Below are 20033 nucleotides of genomic sequence, written 5' to 3' on the forward strand. Positions count from 1 at the left end.
GAAAGACGGGACCTGCAGGCACAGGAGTCTGGAGCATCGGACCAAAAGTGGATTCCACGTCCGGGACCAGATCCGATGCTCATCTCCCAATCTGGCGCATCGTTGTGTGCGGAAAACCGAGTCCATCTTTCACTGGCGTGCCCTACGGGTCCGCACGATGCGCTAGGCGATGTCCAGCTCGAACGCCGCTGCCACATGCCGGGGCCAGCGGCGAGGCGCGACGAAAACAGCATCGGCGCGCCACGTCTTGTCGGCGGCCCAGGCGTGCCGGGAGAGCCATGCGCGTGCAGCACGCGAGAAGCGGCGCTGCTTCGTGGCGGTGATGGCCATGAGCGCATCGTCCATCTCACCCCGCGCCTTCACCTCGACGAACGCGATGGTGTCGCCCCTGCGCAGGATGAGGTCGATTTCGCCTCCAGCGGCGGAGAACCGGCGGGCCAGAGGGCGATAACCCTTGAGAAGCATGAAGAGGAGCGCGATCAACTCGGCCCGATGACCGCGCAGAAAGGTCGTTCTGCGGCGCTCGACGGCGCGCGTCATGAACCCTTCCGGGCGAGCACGAGCGCCCGTGCATAGGCATCGCGCTTCGGGATGTTCAGTTCCGCCGCGACGAGCGCGGCCGCGTCCTTGATGGAGTGGCTCTTCAGGGCAGCCTCGAGCCTCTCGTCGAGAACCGCGTCGACCTCCGCCGCATGCATGCCCTTCGTCGCCTCGCCGATCAGCACCACGATCTCGCCCTTCGGCGGACCCTCCTTCGCGAACATGTCGGCCAGTTCCGGAAGGGTGCCGCGCCGGATGGTCTCGAACATCTTGGTCAGCTCGCGCGCCACCACCGCCTGCCGTTCGCCGAGGATGGCGGCGGCGTCGGCAAGCATCTCCGGCAACCGATGCGGTCCCTCGAACAGCATCAGCGTTCCGGGGATGGCGGCAATCTCCGCGAGCCTCGCCCGGCGCGCGGCGCTCTTGGATGGCAGGAATCCCTCGAAGAAAAAGCGGTCGGTCGGCAGACCCGAGACGACGAGCGCCGTCAGCACCGCGGAAGGGCCGGGAATGGGGGTCACCGGCAGGCCTTCCTCGATCGCGGCCTGGACGAGCTTGAAGCCCGGATCCGACACCAGCGGCGTTCCCGCGTCCGACACCAAGGCGAGGGCCTGGCCCTCGCGGATGCGGTGGACCATGCGCTCGCGCACGGCCTCGTTCGAATGTTCGTGGTAGGCGACGAGCGGCGTCGTGATGCCGTAATGAGCCAGCAGCGTCTTCGTTACCCGCGTGTCCTCCGCCAGAACGGCGTCGGCTGCCGCCAGCACGCTGAGCGCCCTGAACGAGACGTCGCGCAGGTTGCCGATGGGGGTCGCGACCACGTAAAGGCCGGGTGCAAGGGGTTCGGCTTCGGCCGCGAGGCCGAAGGCCGTGAAGCTCGCGGCCCGGGCTGCGGGCTCCCGGCGCTTGGTCCGGTTGTCAATTCTCTGCGTCATCGTCTCTCACTGTCGCATGAAGGCAGCCTGAGGCAAGAGGTGCCCGGCCCGCCGGCTCGCCAATGCTTGGAAACAATGTTTACCATTTTGCGCGAACCTGGGCGTCGATCTGTCGGCTTCTGGTCCTCGGGGGATGGGATGGCGGAGTTTTCTTTGGCATTGGCCGCGCGGCCGTGGTGCAGCGGGCGCCTGCGCGCGCGCGCCGCTGCAGGCCTCGTTCTCGCCGGCACTCTGGCTCTGGCCGGGTGCGTCGGGTCGGGAAGCATGACGCCGCCGCGTCGGAGCGCGAAGCAAACTGCCGCAGCGGAACCCATTTACAACGCCGATCTGCCCGCGACCGGTGCCGTCGCTGACCCCACCGCCGAAAGGCCGCCGGCCGCAGCCGGCGGGATGGCTATCGGCAACGGCCCGGTGCGTGTCGCGTTGATCCTGCCGCTGTCCGGACAGGGCCAGGGCGCAGTGGCGGCGCAGAGTATGCGCAACGCCGCCGACCTGGCCCTGAGCGAGCTTCAGAACCCGCAGGTCACCGTCCTGGTGAAGGACGACCGCGGCACGCCCGAAGGCGCGCGCGAAGCCACGAGTCAGGCCATCGCCGAGGGCGCCGAACTCATCATCGGGCCGCTCTTCGCGGGCTCCGTGCAGGCAAGCGCCCAGGTGGCCCGCCAGGCGGGCCGGCCCATGGTCGCGTTTTCCACGGATACCAGCGTCGCCGCGCGTGGCGTCTATCTCCTGAGCTTCCTGGTTCAGGCGGAGGTAGATCGTGTCGTCTCCTATGCGGCGTCGCAGGGGCGCCGGTCCGTCGCGGCGCTGATTCCGCAATCGACCTATGGCAGCGTCGCCGAGGCGCAGTTTCGCGAGGCTGCGGCACAGCGGGGCATGCGTGTCGTCGCCGTGGAGCACTATCCTCCCGGGCAGCCACAGGCGGCGGTGCAACGCATCGCCTCGCTCGTCACGGGACAGGCGCCACAGGCCGATACGCTGTTCATCCCCGACAATGGCGATGGCCTGCCCATGGTCGCCCAGGCGCTCCAAACGGCCGGATTCAATCCGCAGCGGGTCAAGCCGATCGGCACAGGGCTGTGGAACGAGCCGCGCGTCTTCACCCTCCAGGCACTCCAGGGCGGCTGGTTCTCGGCCCCCGACAATCGCGGCTTCGAGGCCTTCGCAGCGCGGTATCGCGCCCGCTACAACACCGATCCGATCCGCCTCGCCACCTTGTCCTACGATGCGGTCACCCTGGCGGCGACACTGACGCAGGTGCAGGGTTCGCAGCGCTTCGCCGAGGGAGTCCTGACGAGCCCTGCCGGCTTCGCCGGCGCCGACGGCGTGTTCCGCTTCAAGCCGGACGGCACGAACGACCGCGCCCTTGCGGTGCAGGAAGTGCGCGGCGGCATGGCCGCCATGGTCAGCGGCGCACCGCGTACCCTGGCGGCCATGAACTGAGCCCCACGCCTCAGGGGCGCCGCGTCGCCGTCGCACTCAGTTCCGGCCGGTTGTTGAGAGTCTGGAACACGACGCAATAGCGCTCGGTCAGCTTGAGGAGCTGATCGACCTTGTCCTGCGGCGCGTCGGTATCGAGTTCGAATTCCAGGCGGATCGCCTTGAATCCGACGGGAGCCGCCTTGTCGACGCCGAGGGTGCCACGAAAATCGAGGTCGCCTTCGGCCTTCACGGCGCCGTGGCGCAGATCGATCTCCAGCGCCGTCGCGACAGCCTTCAGGGTCACGCCTGCGCAGGCGACGAGCGCTTCGAGCAGCATGTCGCCGGAGCACAGTTCCGCGCCGGAGCCTCCGGTGGCGGGATGCAGGCCGGCCACCGCGAGCGCGCGGCCGGTTTCCACCTTGCAGGCAATATGCTGGTCGTCGAGGGTGCCCTGCGCCCTGAGGGTGATCACCGCCGAGTCCGGGGCGGAGCGATACTGATCCTTCAACGGCGCCTGAAGCGCGCGCAACTGCGTCGAGTCCATGGGAATGTCCTTGGGGAATGTCCTTGATGTCACCACCAGAGCGCCGCCGCTTCGCGGTCGCGCTCCCGTTGGGGCAATGGTTGCACGGGATTGAGCGACTGGTCCAGGGCCGCCAGCACCCTCCGCACCGCGGCGTCGAAGGGCAGCGCCGCCCTGTCGCGCGGCCGGGCGAGGGCCAGCGGCAATTCGTCGAAGATCCGGCCGGGTTTCGGCTGCATGATGACGGCCCGGTCGGCAAGGGTCACGGCTTCCTGCACGTCGTGCGTGACGAGCACGACGGTGGGCCGGGTGTCCTCCCACAAACCGAGCAGGTGCTCGTGCAGGCTGGCGCGCGTGAAGGCGTCGAGGGCCGAGAAGGGCTCGTCGAGAAGCAGGACCTTCGGATTGGTGACGAAGGCGCGGGCGATGGCCACGCGCTGCTGCTGGCCGCCGGACAGTTCCCGTGGCCAGCGCCCCGCATGTTCGGCCAGCCCGATCTTTTCGAGCGCATGCTCCACGCGCGCTCTTCGCTCCGCCCGGTCCAGATGCGCGAGGCCGAAGCCCGCATTGTCGGCAATCGTGAGCCAGGGCAGTAGGCGCGGCTCCTGGAACACGATCCCGACCGCCGGATGCGGCTCGTCGATGGCCTCCCCGTCGAGATGGATGGCTCCCGCGCTCGCTTGGTCGAGGCCGGCGACGAGGCGCAGCAACGTGGTCTTGCCGCAGCCGGATCCGCCGATCAGCGCGACGATTTCGCTGCGGCGGACCGTCAGGTTGATGTCGGCGAGGGCGCGTGTGCCGTCGGCATAGGTCTTGGAGAGATGTTCCAGGGTGAGCATCACAGATGCTCCCGCGCCACGTCCTGCCAGCGCACCAGCGGGCGCGTCGCGAGGACGAGTAGGCTGTCGGCGAGCTTGCCGAGCAGGGCGAAGGCGATGATCGCCGCAAGGATCTGGTCCGGCTTGCCCATCTGCTGCCCGTCGACCAGGAGGTAGCCGAGTCCTTCGGACGCGCCCATGAACTCCGCGGCGACCACGAACATGAATCCGAGGCCGAGGCCGGAGCGAAGCGAGATGACGGTCTCCGGCAGAACGGCCGGCAGAAGAATGCGCCGTGCCAGCGCGACGCGCGACAGGCGGAAGACGCGGCCGACCTCCACGAGCTTCCGGTCGACGGAGAGGATCGCTCCCGCGATGCCGAGATAGACCGGGAAGAAGACGCCGACCGCGATCAGCGCCACCTTGGAGGATTCGAAGATGCCGAGCCAGAGGATGAAAAGCGGCACCCAGGCGATGGACGGAATGGCGCGCAAGGCCTGAAGCGTGGGATCGAGGAGGCGGCGGAAGGTTGCGCTCGTGCCGGAGAACGCGCCGAACACCATGCCTGCGACGGCGCCGATGGCAAACCCGGCGAGGATCCGCCACAGGGTGACGGACACATGCATCCATAGCTCGCCGGTCCGCGCCAGCGTCCAAAGCGCTGCGAGGATTCGACTGGGCGGAGGCACGAGGCGGCCCTGGACGAGACCGGCCTGCACGCCAGCCTCCCAAAGCAGCGCAACGGCGATGGGAAACAAAATGCCGAGAAGCACGCGCCTGTCGAAGGCGCGGCGCTTCCCGGCGAGGCGTGGAGCCGCGAGAGCGGCGGCTTCCCGTGGGGAGGACCAGGCCGGGCGCGTGGCGTGGATGGTGCCTTGAATCGTGCCTTGGCCTGTCACGGCGCTCTCCCGTGATGAAGGGGTCAGCGGGACGCGGTGGCGAAGCCGCGGTCGACGAGGGCGTCGACGGCGGCGCGCACATCCGTGTCCGCGGGAATGACACCTGCCTGCTGCAGGGCGAGGCCCGCCGCGACGATCGTATCGATCTGCGGCTGGCCGATGGTGGAGTGCGTCAGCTCCGTGCGCTCCAGCTGCCGCTCGATCACCGGTTCGGGAAGCTTGGTGTAGGCGACGAGCGCCTTCTTCAGCTCGGCCGGATTGGCGAGGGCATAGGCGCGGGCCTCCTCATAGGCCTTGAGGACACGCTTCACGAGGGCAGGGTTCTCCTTCGCGAAGGCCTCGGTGACATTGAGGATGCCCCACGTATTGGCGGCCGCGTCGCGGTAGAAGAGCCTGGCGCCGCTCTCGATCTCCGCCGCCGCCATCAGCGGGTCGAGCCCCGCCCAGGCGTCGACGTCGCCTCGCTCCAGGGCCGTGCGTCCGTCGGGATGCTGCAGAAGCACCAGTTTTACGTCCTTCTCCGTGAGCTTCGCCTCTTGGAGGGCGCGTACGAGGAAGATGTGAGGATCGGTGCCGCGCGTGACTGCCACGCGCTTGCCCTTCAGGTCCTCGACCTTGGCAATGGTGCTGTCCTTGCCCGTGACGAGGGCGGTCCATTCCGGACGGGAATAGACATAGATCGACTTGATCGGGTTGCCGTTGATCTTCCCGATCAGCGCGGCGGCGCCGGCCGTGGAGCCGAAATCGATGGAACCGGCATTGAGGAATTCGAGTGCCTTGTTCGAGCCGAGGGTCTGGACCCAGCGCACGCCGATCCCGTCCTTGGCCAGTTCCTTTTCCAGAAAGCCCTTGTCCTTCAGGACGAGGCTCACCGGGTTGTAGGTGGCGTAGTCGATCCGGATTTCCTTCGGCTGCGCCAGGGCGGCGGAGGACAGGCCGGTGGCGAGGGTGGCGGCGAGGAAAAGGCGGCGGGACAGGGTCACGGCGTAGCTCCTGGGTTGGCGCAGGAGCGGCTTCGAGACGCCCGGCGCTTTAGCTGCATTTGTTTCGCGCCCGCAAGCTGCTTTGCTCAAATCGGCGCGTGTCCTTTTTATAGGATCGGATCGTTTCTTTTGTCAAACGTCGCAGTTTAAAAAGAACGCTGCGGCGATGCAGGCGGCGGGAACCGATGGGCGAGGGGCCAGCAAGGTGATAAGCGGAAGAGTGAACAGGGTCCGCTCCAAGGTCGCTCCAAGGTCCGCTCATGGCCAATCCCAGTCTCGATGCCGTCCTTCCCCATCTGGGCGCTATCCCGCTCCGCGATGCCACCGAGTTGCGGTCGAGGCTGGTCCCGGAACTCAGGCTCTACCTCGACGGAATCCGGGCCACCGCCGAAGCCCGCCTCCTCGAGAAGGGGAACGGGCTCGCCTGCGCCCGCTACCTGTCGGATCGGATGGATGATCTGGTGCGCCTCGTCCACGAGGCGGTGGTCCGGCATCTCTATCCGGCCGACAACCCGTCGGCCGCCGAGCGCCTCGCCGTCGTCGCGACGGGAGGCTATGGGCGCGGGACCCTGGCGCCCGGCTCCGACGTCGATCTTCTGTTCCTGCTTCCGTACAAGAAAACCGCGTGGAGCGAGAGCGTCGTGGAGGCGATGCTCTACGTCCTCTGGGATCTGAAGCTGAAGGTCGGGCACGCCACCCGTTCCGTTGACGAATGCCTGCGGGAAGGCACGGCGGACATGACGATCCGCACGTCGCTTCTCGAAGCGCGTTTCATCTTCGGCGACGGAGCTCTCTACGACGACCTGATCACGCGCTTCGATCGGGAAATCGTCGCGTCTTCCGCCGCGGAATTCGTGGATGCGAAGCTGAAGGAGCGGGATGCCCGCGTCGCGAAGGCGGGCGCGTCGCGCTATCTCGTCGAGCCCAATGTGAAGGATGGCAAGGGCGGTCTGCGCGATCTCAACACCCTCTTCTGGATCGCGAAATACGTCTATCGCGTGCGCGAGCCCGAGGAGCTGGTGAAGGCCGGTCTCTTCACGCCGGAGGAGTTCAGGCTCTTTGCGCGTTGCGAGGAGTTTCTGTGGCGCGTGCGCTGCCATCTGCATTTCGCAACGGGTCGCGCCGAGGAGCGCCTGACATTCGATCTGCAGCGCATCATCGCGGAACGTATCGGATTTGCGGGGCGAGGTGGTCTCTCCGGTGTCGAGCGGTTCATGAAAGCCTATTTTCGCATTGCGAAGGATGTCGGCGATCTCACCGCCATCGTCTGCGCCGAGCTCGAAGCACGCCAGGCGAAGAAGCGCCCTGTGCTCGACCGCATGTTCGGACGCTTCCGCCGCCGCCGCGGCGGTGCTCTCGAAAACGAGGCCTTCGTCATCGACAACAACCGCATCAACCTTCGGACGGAGGATGCATTCGATCGTGATCCGGTCAATCTCATCAGGCTTTTCTGGCTCGCCGACCGGCACAACCTGCCCATTCATCCGGATGCGACGCGTCTCGCCACGCGGTCGCTGTCGCGGATCGGCCCGACCTTGCGCAACGACCGGGAGGCGAACCGGATGTTTCTCGACATCCTGACGTCGAGGAACGCTCCGGAGGTGGTGCTGCGGCTGATGAACGAGGCCGGAGTCCTCGGGCGCTTCATCCCCGATTTCGGCCGCATCGTGGCAATGATGCAGTTCAACATGTACCACCATTATACGGTCGACGAGCATCTCATCCGCTCCATTGGCGTGCTCACGGAGATCGAGAGCGGCAAGGGTGACGGGGATCATCCTCTCGCGATGCAGATCGCGAACACGATCCACAATCGCCGTGCCCTGTACGTGGCGGTCTTCCTGCACGACATCGCCAAGGGGCGGCCGGAGGACCACTCGGCCGCGGGCGCCGTCATCGCGCGCAAGCTCGGACCACGCTTCGGGCTGACCGATTCCGAAACGGATACGGTCGCCTGGCTCATCGAGCACCATCTGCTGGCATCCAACACCGCGCAGAGCCGCGACCTGTCCGATCCGGCCACGATCAAGGCCTTTGCCGAGACGGTCCAGACCATGGAACGCCTCAAGCTGCTCCATATGCTCACGATCGCCGATATCAAGGCGGTCGGGCCGGGGGTATGGAACGGTTGGAAGGGGCAGCTCCTGCGCAATCTCTACCATGAGACCGAAGTGCTGCTCGGCGGTGGCGCCGCCGACATGGCCCGCTCCGATCGCATCCGCCTCGCTCAGGAGGAGCTTCGCGCCGCGCTTCCCGACTGGACGCAGGAAGAGTTCGATGCCTATGCCGCCCGGCATGCGCCGGCCTACTGGCTCAAGACCGATGAGGCGCGGCGGGTGAGGCAGGCGCATTTCGTCAGGGCGTCGGACAAGGCGGGGCGGACCGTGACGACGGCCTACGAGACCGACGAGTTCCGCGGCGTGACGGAATTCACCATCCTCTCGCCGGACCATCCGCGCCTGCTCGCGATCATCACCGGCGCCTGCGCGGCGGCGGGGGGCAACATCGTCGATGCGCAGATCTTCACCACGACGGACGGCATGGCCCTGGACACCATCGTCCTGTCCCGGGCCTTCGACCGTGACGAGGACGAACTGCGCCGGGCGGAGCGGGTCGCAACCGCCATCGAGCGGGCCCTGAAAGGGGAGGTGAGGATTGCCGATCTCGTCGATGGCAAGCGGCCCGCCAAGGAGCGCTCCCGGACCTTCCAGCTCGCGCCGGAAGTCTCCATCGACAACTCCCTGTCGAGCCGCCAGACGGTGATCGAGGTGTCCGGTCTCGACCGGCCGGGCTTGCTTTACGATCTCACCACGGCCCTGGGGAAGCTCAACCTCAATATCGCCTCCGCCCATATCGTCACGTTCGGCGAAAAGGCCGTGGACGTGTTCTATGTCACCGACCTGACGGGAACCAAGGTTACTCATGCCGGCCGCCAGGCCTCGATCCGCCGGACCCTGCTCGACGTCTTCAAAGCGGAGGAAACGGACACGGGACAGCGCCGCAGCGCTTGATTTGTGGCCCCGGCGACCTGATATGTGGCCCGACCCCTTTTCCCATCTCAGTAGATTGACGATGAAGCCGCAAGACACGGAAAACCAGAATACGACGCCGCAGGCCGAGCCGAATGGCGAAGCCGCCAACGACGCCGCTCCTCAGGCATCTCCCGATCCGGTGGCCGTTCTCGAGGCCGAGAAGGCCGACCTGAAGGACAAGATGTTGCGCCTGATGGCCGACATGGAGAACCTGCGTCGGCGCACCGAGCGCGAGGTTGCCGATGCCCGCTCCTATGCGGTTACCAATTTCGCCCGGGACATGCTCAACGTGGCCGACAACGTGCGTCGGGCCATGGAAAGCGTGCCCGAGGAGAGCCGGAATTCTGCCGACGGCGCCTTCAAGGGGCTGATCGAAGGCATCGACCTCACCGAGCGCGACCTGCTCAAGACGCTTGAGCGCCATGGAGTGAAGAAGCTCGATCCCCAGGGCCAGAAGTTCGATCCGCACGTCCATCAGGCCATGTTCGAGGTTCCCAATCCCGATGTGCCGAACGGCACCGTCGTCCAGGTCGTCCAGTCCGGCTACGTCATCGGCGACCGGGTGCTGCGCCCGGCTCTCGTGGGCGTGGCCAAGGGCGGGCCGAAGGCCACCGGCAACGGCGCCCAGGAAGCCGATAATCCCTCCGCGGCCTCCTGACGGTCTCTCATCCTTCGTCATTCCGGGACGGCCCTCTGGGCCAGGCCGGAACCCATGGGCACCAGCGGTTCAGGATGAAGCCCTACGGCAGCCGTCGCGCGCTCTGTTCTGCACCGTCGCGGTGATGGGGTCCCCCGCTCCGCGTGGCCCTTCGGGTCGGGCTCTCGCTTCACGCGCCCGGGAATGACGGCTGTTCCCACGCCGGAGCATCGTGTTCTACAATCGGCTGCCGCATCTCCCGCGGTGACAAGAACCTTCGCGATCGAGAGCGCGCCCCGATGGGCTTCGTCAGCAGCATTCCCTTTGAAGCGATCGGGGTCGGCGTGTTTGCGCTCACGGGCGCCCTGGTGGGCGCTCGAAAGGGAATGGACCCATTCGGCTTTGCCCTTCTCGCAACGGTGACGGGCGTGGGCGGCGGGACCCTGCGGGACCTGCTGATCGGGACACGCCCTGTCTTCTGGGTGGGCGATCCTCGGGACGTGCTCGTCTGCCTTCTGGTGGCCGGAATCGTCTTCGCCCTCGGGCCGCGCCGCGTCGCGGCCTTGGATGGCGGGCGGCGGGGGCGGGCCCTGCTCTGGGCCGATGCTGTCGGTCTGGCGCTCTTCGCGGTCGGCGGCACCGGCAAGGCTCTGGCGGCCGGCGCTCCGGCCCTTTCGGCCGTGGCCCTCGGCACCATCACCGCGACCTTCGGCGGCATTATCCGGGATATCCTGGCCGGAACGACGCCGCTGGTGCTGCGAAAGGAAATCTACGTCACCGCGGCGGCTCTGGGCGCCGGCGTCATGGTGAGCCTCCAGGCCGTGGGTATTTCACCCTTCGCCAGTGCTGCGGCGGGCTTTGTCGCCGCTCTCGGTCTCCGGGCGCTGGCGATCCTGCGTGGCTGGTCCCTGCCGGCTTTCCCGCAGCGTGGCGGGGACTAGAACATCGTCTCGACGCCATCGATCACCTGGCGGAAGCGCGGCAGATAGGTCCGCCGGTCGGCGATCCTCGTCAGGCCGACCATCCGTACGTAGCGACCGTTGTCGAAGCGGATCGTCTGCATGACGACCACCGGCTCGCCGGAAGCAGCCTCCTTCGCCCGTGCCACGATCTCGTGCCAGTCCTGCCCCTGCAGCCGGAACGATTCCGAGCGCTCGATGGCGACCTCCTTGAGAATCTGGTTCGCATTGAGGGCTGCCTGGGCGAACTGGTCCCGCCGTTCCGCGGATTGCGGTGCCGGGGCCTGGGAGGCGGCGAGGATGAGGATCGGCTGTTCCACAGCCTTGATCGTGTCCTTGGGGCCCTCGGTCAGCAGGACCGAATTTCCCGAAGTGACCCGCACCGGGCGGAATCCCGCCTTGTCGCGGATCCGGAAGGGCAGGGCCGAGATCTGTTCCTCGAGGGACACCGGGCCACGCAGCGCCACGCTCTTCAACGCCGCCCGCACCGCGGCCTCGCTGTATCCGTCCTCGCCGCCCTCGACCTCCGCGACGAGAAGGGCCGTCAGATCGGATCCCTTGAGCGCCAGCACCCATTTGCGCCCCTTGACGGCACCGGTCATGGCGCCGGAGACGAGCAGGCCGGATGTGCCGGCGAGATTGAGCTTCTCCCGCGACACGACATCCAGGCCCTGCCGGCGCAGCGATTCCTTGGTCATCCCGGCCACGACCTGCTCATAGGCCTGGGGCGGCAGTTCGGTGATGCTGATGGCAGCCGCCTTCTGGGGATTCTCGAATCCCGTGAAGCGCTTCGACGGCACCATGTCCTCGAGCGGTACGAGCCCGACCCGCGACGCGGGTGGAAAGATCGGCTCGGCGGCGAGGGCCGCCTGGAACGACAGGGCGAGCCCGAAGGCGGCGACAGCGAAACCTTTCATCGAGGATTCTCCGAACATTCCCAGTCTCCACGCTTAAAGCGGCTTCTCGACCTTGCGCAAGGTGAGATTGAGTCGCCCGCCCTGCGGCAGCAGGTCCGAGGTCTCGGCCAGCAGCCGGTCGATCCCGTGATGGATCAGCCGCGCGGGTCCGCCGAACACGATCGCGTCACCCGATCTCAGCCGGATCGAGCGGGTCGGGTCCTTGCGGTCGAGCCCGCCATAGCGGAACAGCGCCGTATCCCCGAGCGAGAGCGACACCACGGGGGCGGCAAGCTCCTCCTCGTCCTTGTCCTGGTGCATGCCCATGCGGGCCCCAGGGGAGTAGAAATTGATCAGGCAGGCATCGGGCAGATGCGGATAGCCGCTCAGCGCCCCCCAGGCCGCCAGGATCGGCTCGGGGATCGCCGGCCAGGGCGCGCCCGTCTCCGGATGGGCCGGCTGGTAGCGGTAGCCTCGTTCGTCCGAGACCCAGCCGAGGCGGCCGCAATTGGTCATGCGCACGGAGAACGGCTTGCCGGTGCGCGGCATGCGCGGCGTGTAGAGCGGCGCGGCGCGGGTCACCTCCCGCACGGCCTTGAGCCATCGCTCCTGGGCCGGACGGTCCAGGTAATCCGGATGATAGGTGAGGCCGGGGGCGAGGGTGATGGCAGACATGGGGCCTCGGGGACGAGATGATGCGCCATCGTTCCCGTCTCCGGGACCGGGGGTCAAGAGACCGTTTGTCATCCCGGGGTCGCGTTAGCCCCGAACCCACAAGCCGGAAGCGTCACGGGAATGGAGCAGCGACAGCCGCCATATCCTGTCCTCAGCGCCGGCGGTTATCGGGTCGGGGCCCAGCGCTCCGGGCTGTCCCGGAACGACAATGGCGGCGCTGGCGGCCCTTCACAGAGACATAGGGTCAGGCCGCGAGCACCTTCTTGTCCTCGACCGTCGTATCCGCCTTGAGGGTATAGACCAGGGGGATCCCGGTCGCGAGTTCCATGGAGGGGATCGTCTCCGGCGTCAGCCTGTCGAGGACCATCACGAGGGCGCGCAGGGAATTGCCGTGGGCCGCGACCAGCACGCGCTCGCCGCGCATCACATGCGGCAGGATCTCGCTCACATAGTAGGGCAGCACGCGGGCAACGGTATCCTTCAGGCTTTCGCCGCCGGGCGGGGGTACGTCGTAGGAGCGGCGCCAGAGATGGACCTGTTCCTCGCCCCATTTCGCGCGCGCATCGTCCTTGTTGAGTCCCGACAGGTCGCCATAGTCGCGCTCGTTCAGGGCTTGGTCCCGGATGGTCTCGAGGCCGGGCTGGCCGATCTCCTCGAGGATCAGGTCGCAGGTCCGCTGGGCGCGCGACAGGTCGGAGGTGAAGGCGATATCGAACTGGATCCCCAGGGCCTTCAGGCGCCGGCCTGCTTCCCGCGCCTCCTTGACGCCGAGATCCGTAAGGCCCGGGTCCTTCCAGCCGGTAAAGAGGTTCTTGAGGTTCCAGTCACTCTGGCCATGGCGGGCAAGGACGAGAAGGCGGTTCATGAATCTGCGTCTCCGGATCGAGGGGATGGTCGTTAGAGGGAATCGAGGCCGAGGACATCGGCCATCGTGTAATAGCCGGGCTTCTTGTCGAAGCCCCAGAGGGCGGCCTTCACGGCGCCGCGGGCGAAAATGCCCCGGTCCTCGGCCCGGTGTACCAGTTCCACGCGTTCGCCGGAGCCGGCGAACGTGACGTTGTGATCTCCGACGACCGTGCCGCCGCGCAGGGCCGCGAAGCCGATGTCGCCGGTGCGGCGCGCACCCGTATGACCGTCCCGGCTTCGCACCGAATGATCCCTCAGCGAAATCCCGCGGCCCCGGGCCGCCGCCTCCCCGAGCAGGAGAGCCGTCCCGGACGGAGCATCCACCTTCATGCGGTGGTGCATTTCGAGGATTTCGATATCGAAATCCTCGCCGAGGGCCGCTGCCGCCTGGCGCACCAGTCCGGCAAGGAGATTCACACCGAGCGACATGTTGCCGGACTGGATGATCCGCGCATGCCGCGCCGCCGCTTCGAGTTTCGCGAAGTCGGGGTCCTGAAGGCCGGTCGTGCCGATCACGTGGACGATCCGCGCCTGGGCCGCGAGGGCGGCAAAACCGACGCTCGCAGCCGGTGTCGTGAAATCCAGCACGCCGTCGGCCTGGGCAAAGACGGGGAGGGGGTCATCCGTCACGTCGATGTCGAGAAGGCCCGTCCCGGCAATGAGCCCCGCATCGTGGCCGACGATATCGGAGCCGGGTCTTGCGATGGCGCCGACGAGGCGGCAGCCCTCCGCTTCCGCCACCGCCTTGATGAGCATGCGCCCCATGCGCCCGGCCGCACCGACCACGACAAGTCGCATCTCGCTCATGCCCAAGTCTCCTCCAGTCGGTCTGGGTATAGCGGTACGGCCATGACGTGCAAAGCTCAGATCGGCCTGACCATGAGGATCCGCCGCCTCGGATCGAAGCCGCTGGCGATCTCATGGTCGAACAGCAGCCTGAGGCTTTGATGGGCTTGATGGAGCGGCAACTCCACGAAACCGAGTCTCGCGTAAAATGGCGCGTTGAAGGCGATGAACCGGTCCGTCGTCAGCGTGATTCCGGTGCAAGCCTCCCTGGCGGCATGGTCCATGGCGAGTTGCATCAGCAGCCGCCCGATCCCCCTGCGCTGATGGTCCCGATGGACGCTCATCTCCCTCACGAACAGGGAACCCGCGATGGTCTCCGCGGCGAGGAAGCCGACCGGTTCGTCGTGCCGGTCGGCGGCGACCCACAGCAGGCCCGCATCGTGGCAGGCCTGCAAGGTCCCGGAGGGCGTGACCTCCGGGATATCCGTCGGTTCTCCGAGGGCTTCGAAATAGACCACGGCGGCGGAGCGCTCGATGTCTGCGAGGCGCGAGACATCGCCCGGCCGGCTCCGTCGAACGCGATAGGCCGGATCCGTCATGCGGGCTGCGGCCCGTCATACCCTTCGATGACGAGGATCTCGGCGACCGCATGGCCGTCCCGCTCCGCCTTGGCCGCCTGGTATTCGGGGGAATCCCAGCAGGCGAGCGCGGCCTCGTAAGACGGGAATTCGATCACCACATTGCGGGCCCGCGCTGCGCCCTCGACGGCCTTGAACGGACCGCCGCGCACGAGGAAGCGCGCTCCGAATTTGGCGAAGGCCGCCGCATTGGCGCGGACATAGTTCTGGTAGGCGTCGGGATTGGTGACGTCGACGCGGCCGATCCAGTACCCCTTGGCCATCATTCCGCTCCTTCGACGAGAACGAATTCCGCGAAGCAGGCGCCGTCGCGATGGGCCTTGGCGGCCTGATATTCGGGCGAATTGTAATAGCGCCTCGCCTGCTCCATCGACTCGAATTCGATCACCACGTTGCGGGGCCGCGCCTCACCCTCCAGGGCCTCATGGGCGCCGCCGCGCACGAGGGGGCGGCCATTGTATTTGCGGATCGCCTCCGAGGCGCCCTTGGCATATTCCGCATAGGCCTCGGGATTCGTCACGGTAACGCGGGCGATGACATAGCCTTTGGGCATGGAGTTTTCCTCGATGGTGGTGGTGCAGGGGACGCCGCGGGTGGCGCAACGTCAAGCGGGGCGTGCGGCGTTCATCTCGGCGAGAATGGCCTGGGCCGCGGCGCGCGGATCGGCGGCCTTCACGACGGGACGGCCGACGACGAGATGGGTCGCGCCGGCCCGGATCGCATCCGCCGGGGTGACAACGCGCTTCTGGTCCCCGGCCTCCGCGCCCGCGGGGCGGATGCCCGGCGTGACGATGAGGCGGTCGGGGCCGAGGATCTCGCGGACGCGGGCCGCTTCCGTGGCGGCACAGACGATACCGTCGACACCGATATCGCGGGCCTGCGCCGCGCGGCGGGCGACGAGTTCGGCGGCCGGGACGGGCACATACCCAGCCTCGACCAGGTCGCTGTCGTCGTAGGAGGTCAGCACGGTGACGGCGAGGATCTTGAGGGACGAGCCGGCCTTGCCCGCGACCGCGGCCCGCATGGTCTGCGGATAGGCATGGACCGTCAGGAGCGTCGCGCCGAGCTTCGCCACCGAGCGCACGCCCTGCTCCACGGTGTTGGCGATGTCGTGCAGCTTGAGATCGAGAAAGACTTTCTTGCCCTCGGCGATCAGCTCCCGCGCCAGCTCGAAGCCGCCCGCATAGGCGAGCTGATAGCCGATCTTGTAGAATGTCCCCGCATCCCCGATCCGCCCGACGATCGTGCGGGCCTCCTCGACGGAGGATACGTCGAGTCCAATGATCAATCTGTCACGCATGTCCCCCACCGGTATGGATTCCGTGTGAAAGGACATGGCGGTGCTCATGGACGGGTGACCTTGTTGTAGACCCAGACGCGGGCCGGGGGGAGATTGCGCCAGATCCGGTTGGAGGCGCGGGTGCGATAGGCCTGCGAGCGGGCCGGAATCGGCGGCACGACCGCATAGGTGAACTGGATGAAGGGGGCGTCGGCATGCATCATGCCCTGCGCCGCCTCCAGAAGATCCAGACGCTGGTCCATCGGCTTGGTGAACAGGGGCAGGCTGGACACGGTCGCGGCGGCGGGTTCGGTGAGGATGCCCGACAGGGTGTCGCCGAGATCGTAGGCGTCGCCCTGGACGATCGTCGCCTTGGGAAAACGGCGCTTCAGGAGCTGGCAGAATTCCGGATTGAACTCGACCAGAATGAGCCGGTCCTGCGCCACGCCGCGCCGCACGAGGGCATCGGTCACCGGTCCCGTGCCAGGACCGAGCTCCAGGATCGGGCCGGGGATGCGCGGATCCACATAGGCCGCCATGGTCCGTGCCAGGGCCTTGCCGGACGGAGTCACCGCACCCACGACGAGAGGGCGCTCGAGCCAGGATCGCAGAAAGCGGGCTTCGTCTTGAAAGCGGTCCTTGCCGAGAGGCAGTTTTCGGGGACGAGGCCGTTGAAACGACTGGAGCACGGGGCAGACCCTTCAAGCCGCGGATCGATCTGGTTCTTTAGATCTCAATGAAAACGACCGTCAAGCTAAGTGGATCCACTCAACCCGTCGAAGAATTCCCGCACGCGGGAGAAGAAGCCGGCGCTTTCCGGGTGATTTTCCTTGGAACATTCCTGATCGAACTCCATGAGGAGCTCGCGCTGGCGCTTGCTGAGTTTCTGCGGCGTTTCCACAACAACCTGGATGTAGAGGTCGCCCACATCCCGCGAGCGCAGTACCGGCATGCCCTTGCCCCGGAGGCGGAACTGCTTGCCCGACTGCGTCCCCTCGGGGACTTTGACCTGGGCGTCGCTGCCGCTGAGCGTCGGGACGCTGAACTCGCCGCCGAGCGCCGCCGTGACCATGGAAATCGGAACCCGGCAGAACAGGTCGGCCCCGTCGCGCTGGTAGAAGGGGTGGGGCTTGATCGACAGGAAGATGTAGAGATCACCCGCCGGTCCGCCGCGCAGGCCGGCCTCGCCCTCGCCCGCCAGGCGGATGCGCGTGCCGTCCTCCACGCCCGCCGGAATGTTGACCGACAGGGTCCGTTCCTTGGTGGTCCGGCCGGCACCGCCGCAATTGGGGCAGGGGTCGTCGATCACCTCGCCGCGGCCATGGCAGTTGGGGCAGGTCCGCTCGATGGAGAAGAACCCCTGGGTGGCGCGCACGCGGCCCGCGCCGCCGCAGGTGGGGCAGGACTTGGGCTGGGAGCCTGCCTTGGCGCCGCTGCCGGCGCAGACCTCGCAGGTGACGGAGGTCGGGATCTTCAATTCGGCGGTCTTGCCGTGGAAGGCCTCGTCGAGGTTGATCTCGAGATTGTAGCGCATGTCGGCGCCGCGCTCGCGGCCGCTGCTGCTGCGTCCGCCGCGCCCCCGCGTCTCGCCGAAGAAATTCTCGAAGATGTCCGACATGAAGTCGGAGAAGTCGTTGCCGAAGCCGGGCCCGCCTCCGCCGCCATTGGCGAAAGCCGCGTGGCCGTAGCGATCGTAGGCGGCGCGCTTCTGGCCGTCGGAAAGGGTCTGATAGGCCTCGTTGATTTCCTTGAACTTGATCTCGGCCTCGTGATCGCCCGGGTTGCGGTCCGGGTGATATTGCATCGCGAGCTTGCGGAAGGCGGATTTCATCTCACCCTCGGTGCAGGTCCGCGAGACGCCGAGCACCTCGTAATAATCGCGTTTCGACATGTCAGGCGCCCCTTGGAGCGGCCGGCCGCTCCATCATGCCGCGCATCCGTCGCGCTCCCGTTTCCAGCGTCGTCGTCGTTTCTGCCCGGAGGACGCGGTCGCGCCCACGGGCCATTGTCGGACGGTCGAATACGCCGGCGGCCTCTTTGTGCCGGGTGCCACGGATATCGGTCGGCAAGTCGGTCATTCTTGGTTCAAGCCTTTCCAGCCCGTTCATGAAAACGGCACCCGGCGAGGAAACACCGGGTGCCGAATTCTTCAAGACGCGGCCATGGATCAGGCGCGCTTCTTCTTGTCGTCGTCGTCGACTTCCTGGAAGTCGGCGTCGATGACATCGTCCTTCTTCGGCTCCTCGCCGGCGGCCTGCTCGCCGCCTTCACCGGCCGCCTGAGAGGCCTGGTACATGGCTTCGCCGAGCTTCATGGAGGCCTGCATCAGGTCCGTGGTGCGGGCCTTGATGGTCTCCACGTCCTCGCCGGCGAGCGCCTGGCGGAGCGCGTCGATGGCGGTTTCGATACCCTGCTTGTCGGATTCCGAAACCTTGTCGCCGTAATCCTTCAGCGACTTCTCCGTGGTGTGGACCAGGCTTTCGCCCTGGTTCTTGGTCTCGACCAGTTCGCGGCGCTTCTTGTCCTCCGAGGCATGGGCCTCGGCATCCTTCACCATCTTGTCGATATCGGCCTCCGAGAGACCGCCCGACGCCTGGATGCGGATCTGCTGCTCCTTGTTGGTGGCCTTGTCCTTCGCCGTGACGTTGACGATGCCATTGGCATCGATGTCGAAGGTCACTTCGATCTGCGGCATGCCGCGCGGCGCCGGGGGAATCCCCATCAGGTCGAACTGGCCGAGCAGCTTGTTGTCCGCGGCCATTTCGCGCTCGCCCTGGAAGACCCGGATCGTCACCGCGTTCTGGTTGTCCTCGGCGGTGGAGAAGACCTGGCTCTTCTTGGTCGGGATCGTCGTGTTGCGGTCGATCAGGCGGGTGAAGACGCCACCCAGCGTCTCGATGCCGAGCGACAGCGGCGTCACGTCGAGAAGCAGCACGTCCTTCACGTCGCCCTGCAGGACGCCGGCCTGGACAGCGGCGCCGATGGCGACCACCTCGTCCGGGTTCACGCCCTTATGGGGCTCCTTGCCGAAGAACGCCTTCACGACTTCCTGGATCTTCGGCATGCGGGTCATGCCGCCGACCAGGACCACCTCGTCGATCTCGCCGGCGGAGACGCCGGCATCCTTGAGGGCCTTGCGGCAGGGTTCGACGGTCTTCTGCACCAGATCGTCGACGAGCGACTCGAACTTGGCGCGGGAAAGCTTCAGCGCGAGGTGCTTGGGACCTGTCGCATCCGCAGTGATGTAGGGCAGGTTGATTTCGGTCTGCTGCGCGGAGGACAGCTCGATCTTCGCCTTCTCGGCAGCCTCCTTGAGGCGCTGGAGCGCGAGCTTGTCCTTCGTCAGGTCGATGCCCTGCTCCTTCTTGAACTCGGAGGCCAGGTATTCGACGAGGCGCATGTCGAAGTCTTCGCCGCCGAGGAACGTGTCGCCGTTCGTGGACTTCACCTCGAAGACGCCGTCGCCGATCTCGAGGATCGACACGTCGAAGGTGCCGCCGCCGAGGTCATAGACCGCGATAGTGCCGTGCTGCTTCTTGTCGAGGCCATAGGCGAGGGCGGCTGCCGTCGGCTCGTTGATGATGCGCAGCACCTCGAGGCCGGCGATCTTGCCCGCATCCTTGGTCGCCTGGCGCTGAGCGTCGTTGAAATAGGCAGGAACCGTGATCACGGCCTGCGTCACAGGCTGGCCGAGATGAGCCTCTGCAGTCTCCTTCATCTTCTGAAGAATGAAGGCGGAGATCTGGGAGGGAGAATATTGCTTGCCGTCGGCTTCGACCCAGGCGTCGCCGTTCGGACCCTTGATGATGTGGTAGGGAACGAGGCCCATGTCCTTCTTGGTCATGGGATCGTCGAAGGTGCGTCCGATCAGGCGCTTGATGGCGAAGAAGGTGCGCTCCGGATTCGTGACCGCCTGGCGCTTGGCCGGCTGGCCGACGAGGCGCTCGCCTTCGTCCGTGAAGGCCACGATGGACGGGGTCGTCCGCGCGCCTTCCGCATTCTCGATGACTTTGGCCTGCGAGCCTTCCATCACGGCGACGCAGGAATTGGTGGTGCCGAGGTCGATACCGATGACCTTACCCATGGCGGGATCCCTCACTTTCAA

Annotated in this window: 22 protein-coding genes; 4 read left to right on the top strand and 18 right to left on the bottom strand. The window is 66.7% G+C overall.

Annotated elements, in window-relative coordinates:
• Positions 1-162: 162 nt before the first annotated feature.
• On the bottom strand, positions 163-540 hold the full coding sequence (locus AC522E_RS02075) for a YraN family protein (protein WP_500748752.1): 378 nt from the start codon (positions 538-540) through the stop codon (positions 163-165).
• A complete protein-coding gene (gene rsmI / locus AC522E_RS02080) occupies positions 537-1475 on the bottom strand; it encodes a 16S rRNA (cytidine(1402)-2'-O)-methyltransferase (protein WP_500748753.1) in 939 nt (312 codons plus the stop codon). Before rsmI ends, AC522E_RS02075 begins: the two co-directional genes overlap by 4 nt.
• Positions 1476-1613: 138 nt before the next feature.
• Here rsmI and AC522E_RS02085 point away from each other — a divergent pair, with 138 nt between their 5' ends.
• Positions 1614-2918, top strand: coding sequence for a penicillin-binding protein activator (locus AC522E_RS02085; RefSeq protein WP_500748754.1), 1305 nt, complete (start codon positions 1614-1616; stop codon positions 2916-2918).
• Between the two features lie 10 nt (positions 2919-2928).
• On the opposite strand, the gene AC522E_RS02090 is transcribed toward AC522E_RS02085, so the two are convergent.
• Genes AC522E_RS02090 through AC522E_RS02105 form a run of 4 tightly spaced genes read right to left on the bottom strand, consistent with a single transcriptional unit; the run spans position 2929 to position 6120 of the window.
• On the bottom strand, positions 2929-3441 hold the full coding sequence (locus AC522E_RS02090; protein WP_500748755.1) for an OsmC family protein: 513 nt from the start codon (positions 3439-3441) through the stop codon (positions 2929-2931).
• Positions 3442-3470: 29 nt separating this feature from the next.
• Positions 3471-4259, bottom strand: a complete 789-nt coding sequence (locus AC522E_RS02095; RefSeq protein ID WP_500748756.1) for an ABC transporter ATP-binding protein — start codon at positions 4257-4259, stop codon at positions 3471-3473.
• The gene (locus AC522E_RS02100) at positions 4259-5137 is read right to left on the bottom strand and encodes an ABC transporter permease (RefSeq protein ID WP_500748757.1); all 879 of its coding nucleotides are present in this window, start codon (positions 5135-5137) and stop codon (positions 4259-4261) included. Before AC522E_RS02100 ends, AC522E_RS02095 begins: the two co-directional genes overlap by 1 nt.
• A 23-nt stretch (positions 5138-5160) precedes the next feature.
• Entirely contained in the window at positions 5161-6120 is a 960-nt protein-coding gene (locus AC522E_RS02105) for an aliphatic sulfonate ABC transporter substrate-binding protein (RefSeq protein WP_500748758.1), read from the bottom strand.
• Between the two features lie 260 nt (positions 6121-6380).
• Here AC522E_RS02105 and AC522E_RS02110 point away from each other — a divergent pair, with 260 nt between their 5' ends.
• The 3 genes from AC522E_RS02110 to AC522E_RS02120 all read left to right on the top strand — a co-directional run bounded on the left by AC522E_RS02110 (position 6381) and on the right by AC522E_RS02120 (position 10730).
• Entirely contained in the window at positions 6381-9131 is a 2751-nt protein-coding gene (locus AC522E_RS02110; protein WP_500748759.1) for a [protein-PII] uridylyltransferase, read from the top strand.
• Between the two features lie 61 nt (positions 9132-9192).
• Positions 9193-9810 (top strand): nucleotide exchange factor GrpE, encoded by a 618-nt coding sequence (gene grpE, locus AC522E_RS02115; protein ID WP_500748760.1) that lies wholly within the window; start codon positions 9193-9195, stop codon positions 9808-9810.
• Positions 9811-10088: 278 nt separating this feature from the next.
• The gene (locus AC522E_RS02120; protein WP_500748761.1) at positions 10089-10730 is read left to right on the top strand and encodes a trimeric intracellular cation channel family protein; all 642 of its coding nucleotides are present in this window, start codon (positions 10089-10091) and stop codon (positions 10728-10730) included.
• Here AC522E_RS02120 and AC522E_RS02125 read toward each other — a convergent pair.
• The 12 genes from AC522E_RS02125 to dnaK form a co-directional block, all read right to left on the bottom strand.
• Positions 10727-11665: a hypothetical protein gene (locus AC522E_RS02125; protein WP_500748762.1), complete on the bottom strand. Its 939-nt coding sequence runs from the start codon at positions 11663-11665 to the stop codon at positions 10727-10729. The genes AC522E_RS02120 and AC522E_RS02125 overlap by 4 nt on opposite strands.
• Positions 11666-11698: 33 nt before the next feature.
• Positions 11699-12319, bottom strand: coding sequence for an alpha-ketoglutarate-dependent dioxygenase AlkB family protein (locus AC522E_RS02130; protein WP_500748763.1), 621 nt, complete (start codon positions 12317-12319; stop codon positions 11699-11701).
• Between the two features lie 244 nt (positions 12320-12563).
• On the bottom strand, positions 12564-13184 hold the full coding sequence (locus AC522E_RS02135) for a 2,3-bisphosphoglycerate-dependent phosphoglycerate mutase (protein WP_500748764.1): 621 nt from the start codon (positions 13182-13184) through the stop codon (positions 12564-12566).
• A 32-nt stretch (positions 13185-13216) separates the two neighbouring features.
• Entirely contained in the window at positions 13217-14023 is an 807-nt protein-coding gene (dapB, locus tag AC522E_RS02140) for a 4-hydroxy-tetrahydrodipicolinate reductase (protein ID WP_500750561.1), read from the bottom strand.
• 65 nt (positions 14024-14088) lie between these two features.
• Entirely contained in the window at positions 14089-14610 is a 522-nt protein-coding gene (locus AC522E_RS02145) for a GNAT family N-acetyltransferase (protein ID WP_500748765.1), read from the bottom strand.
• The gene (locus AC522E_RS02150) at positions 14607-14912 is read right to left on the bottom strand and encodes a DUF1330 domain-containing protein (protein ID WP_500750562.1); all 306 of its coding nucleotides are present in this window, start codon (positions 14910-14912) and stop codon (positions 14607-14609) included. The genes AC522E_RS02145 and AC522E_RS02150 overlap by 4 nt, the downstream gene beginning before the upstream one ends.
• Positions 14912-15202 (bottom strand): DUF1330 domain-containing protein, encoded by a 291-nt coding sequence (locus AC522E_RS02155; RefSeq protein ID WP_500748766.1) that lies wholly within the window; start codon positions 15200-15202, stop codon positions 14912-14914. Before AC522E_RS02155 ends, AC522E_RS02150 begins: the two co-directional genes overlap by 1 nt.
• A gap of 51 nt (positions 15203-15253) precedes the next feature.
• Positions 15254-15985 (bottom strand): orotidine-5'-phosphate decarboxylase, encoded by a 732-nt coding sequence (gene pyrF, locus AC522E_RS02160; RefSeq protein WP_500748767.1) that lies wholly within the window; start codon positions 15983-15985, stop codon positions 15254-15256.
• A gap of 8 nt (positions 15986-15993) precedes the next feature.
• Entirely contained in the window at positions 15994-16617 is a 624-nt protein-coding gene (locus tag AC522E_RS02165; RefSeq protein WP_500748768.1) for a class I SAM-dependent methyltransferase, read from the bottom strand.
• A gap of 65 nt (positions 16618-16682) precedes the next feature.
• Positions 16683-17819 (bottom strand): molecular chaperone DnaJ, encoded by a 1137-nt coding sequence (gene dnaJ, locus AC522E_RS02170; protein ID WP_500748769.1) that lies wholly within the window; start codon positions 17817-17819, stop codon positions 16683-16685.
• Between the two features lies 1 nt (position 17820).
• Positions 17821-18006, bottom strand: a complete 186-nt coding sequence (locus tag AC522E_RS02175; RefSeq protein ID WP_500748770.1) for a hypothetical protein — start codon at positions 18004-18006, stop codon at positions 17821-17823.
• 89 nt (positions 18007-18095) lie between these two features.
• Positions 18096-20012, bottom strand: coding sequence for a molecular chaperone DnaK (dnaK, locus tag AC522E_RS02180; RefSeq protein WP_500748771.1), 1917 nt, complete (start codon positions 20010-20012; stop codon positions 18096-18098).
• Positions 20013-20033: the final 21 nt, after the last annotated feature.

It is taken from the genome of Microvirga sp. BF8, from assembly GCF_059888585.1.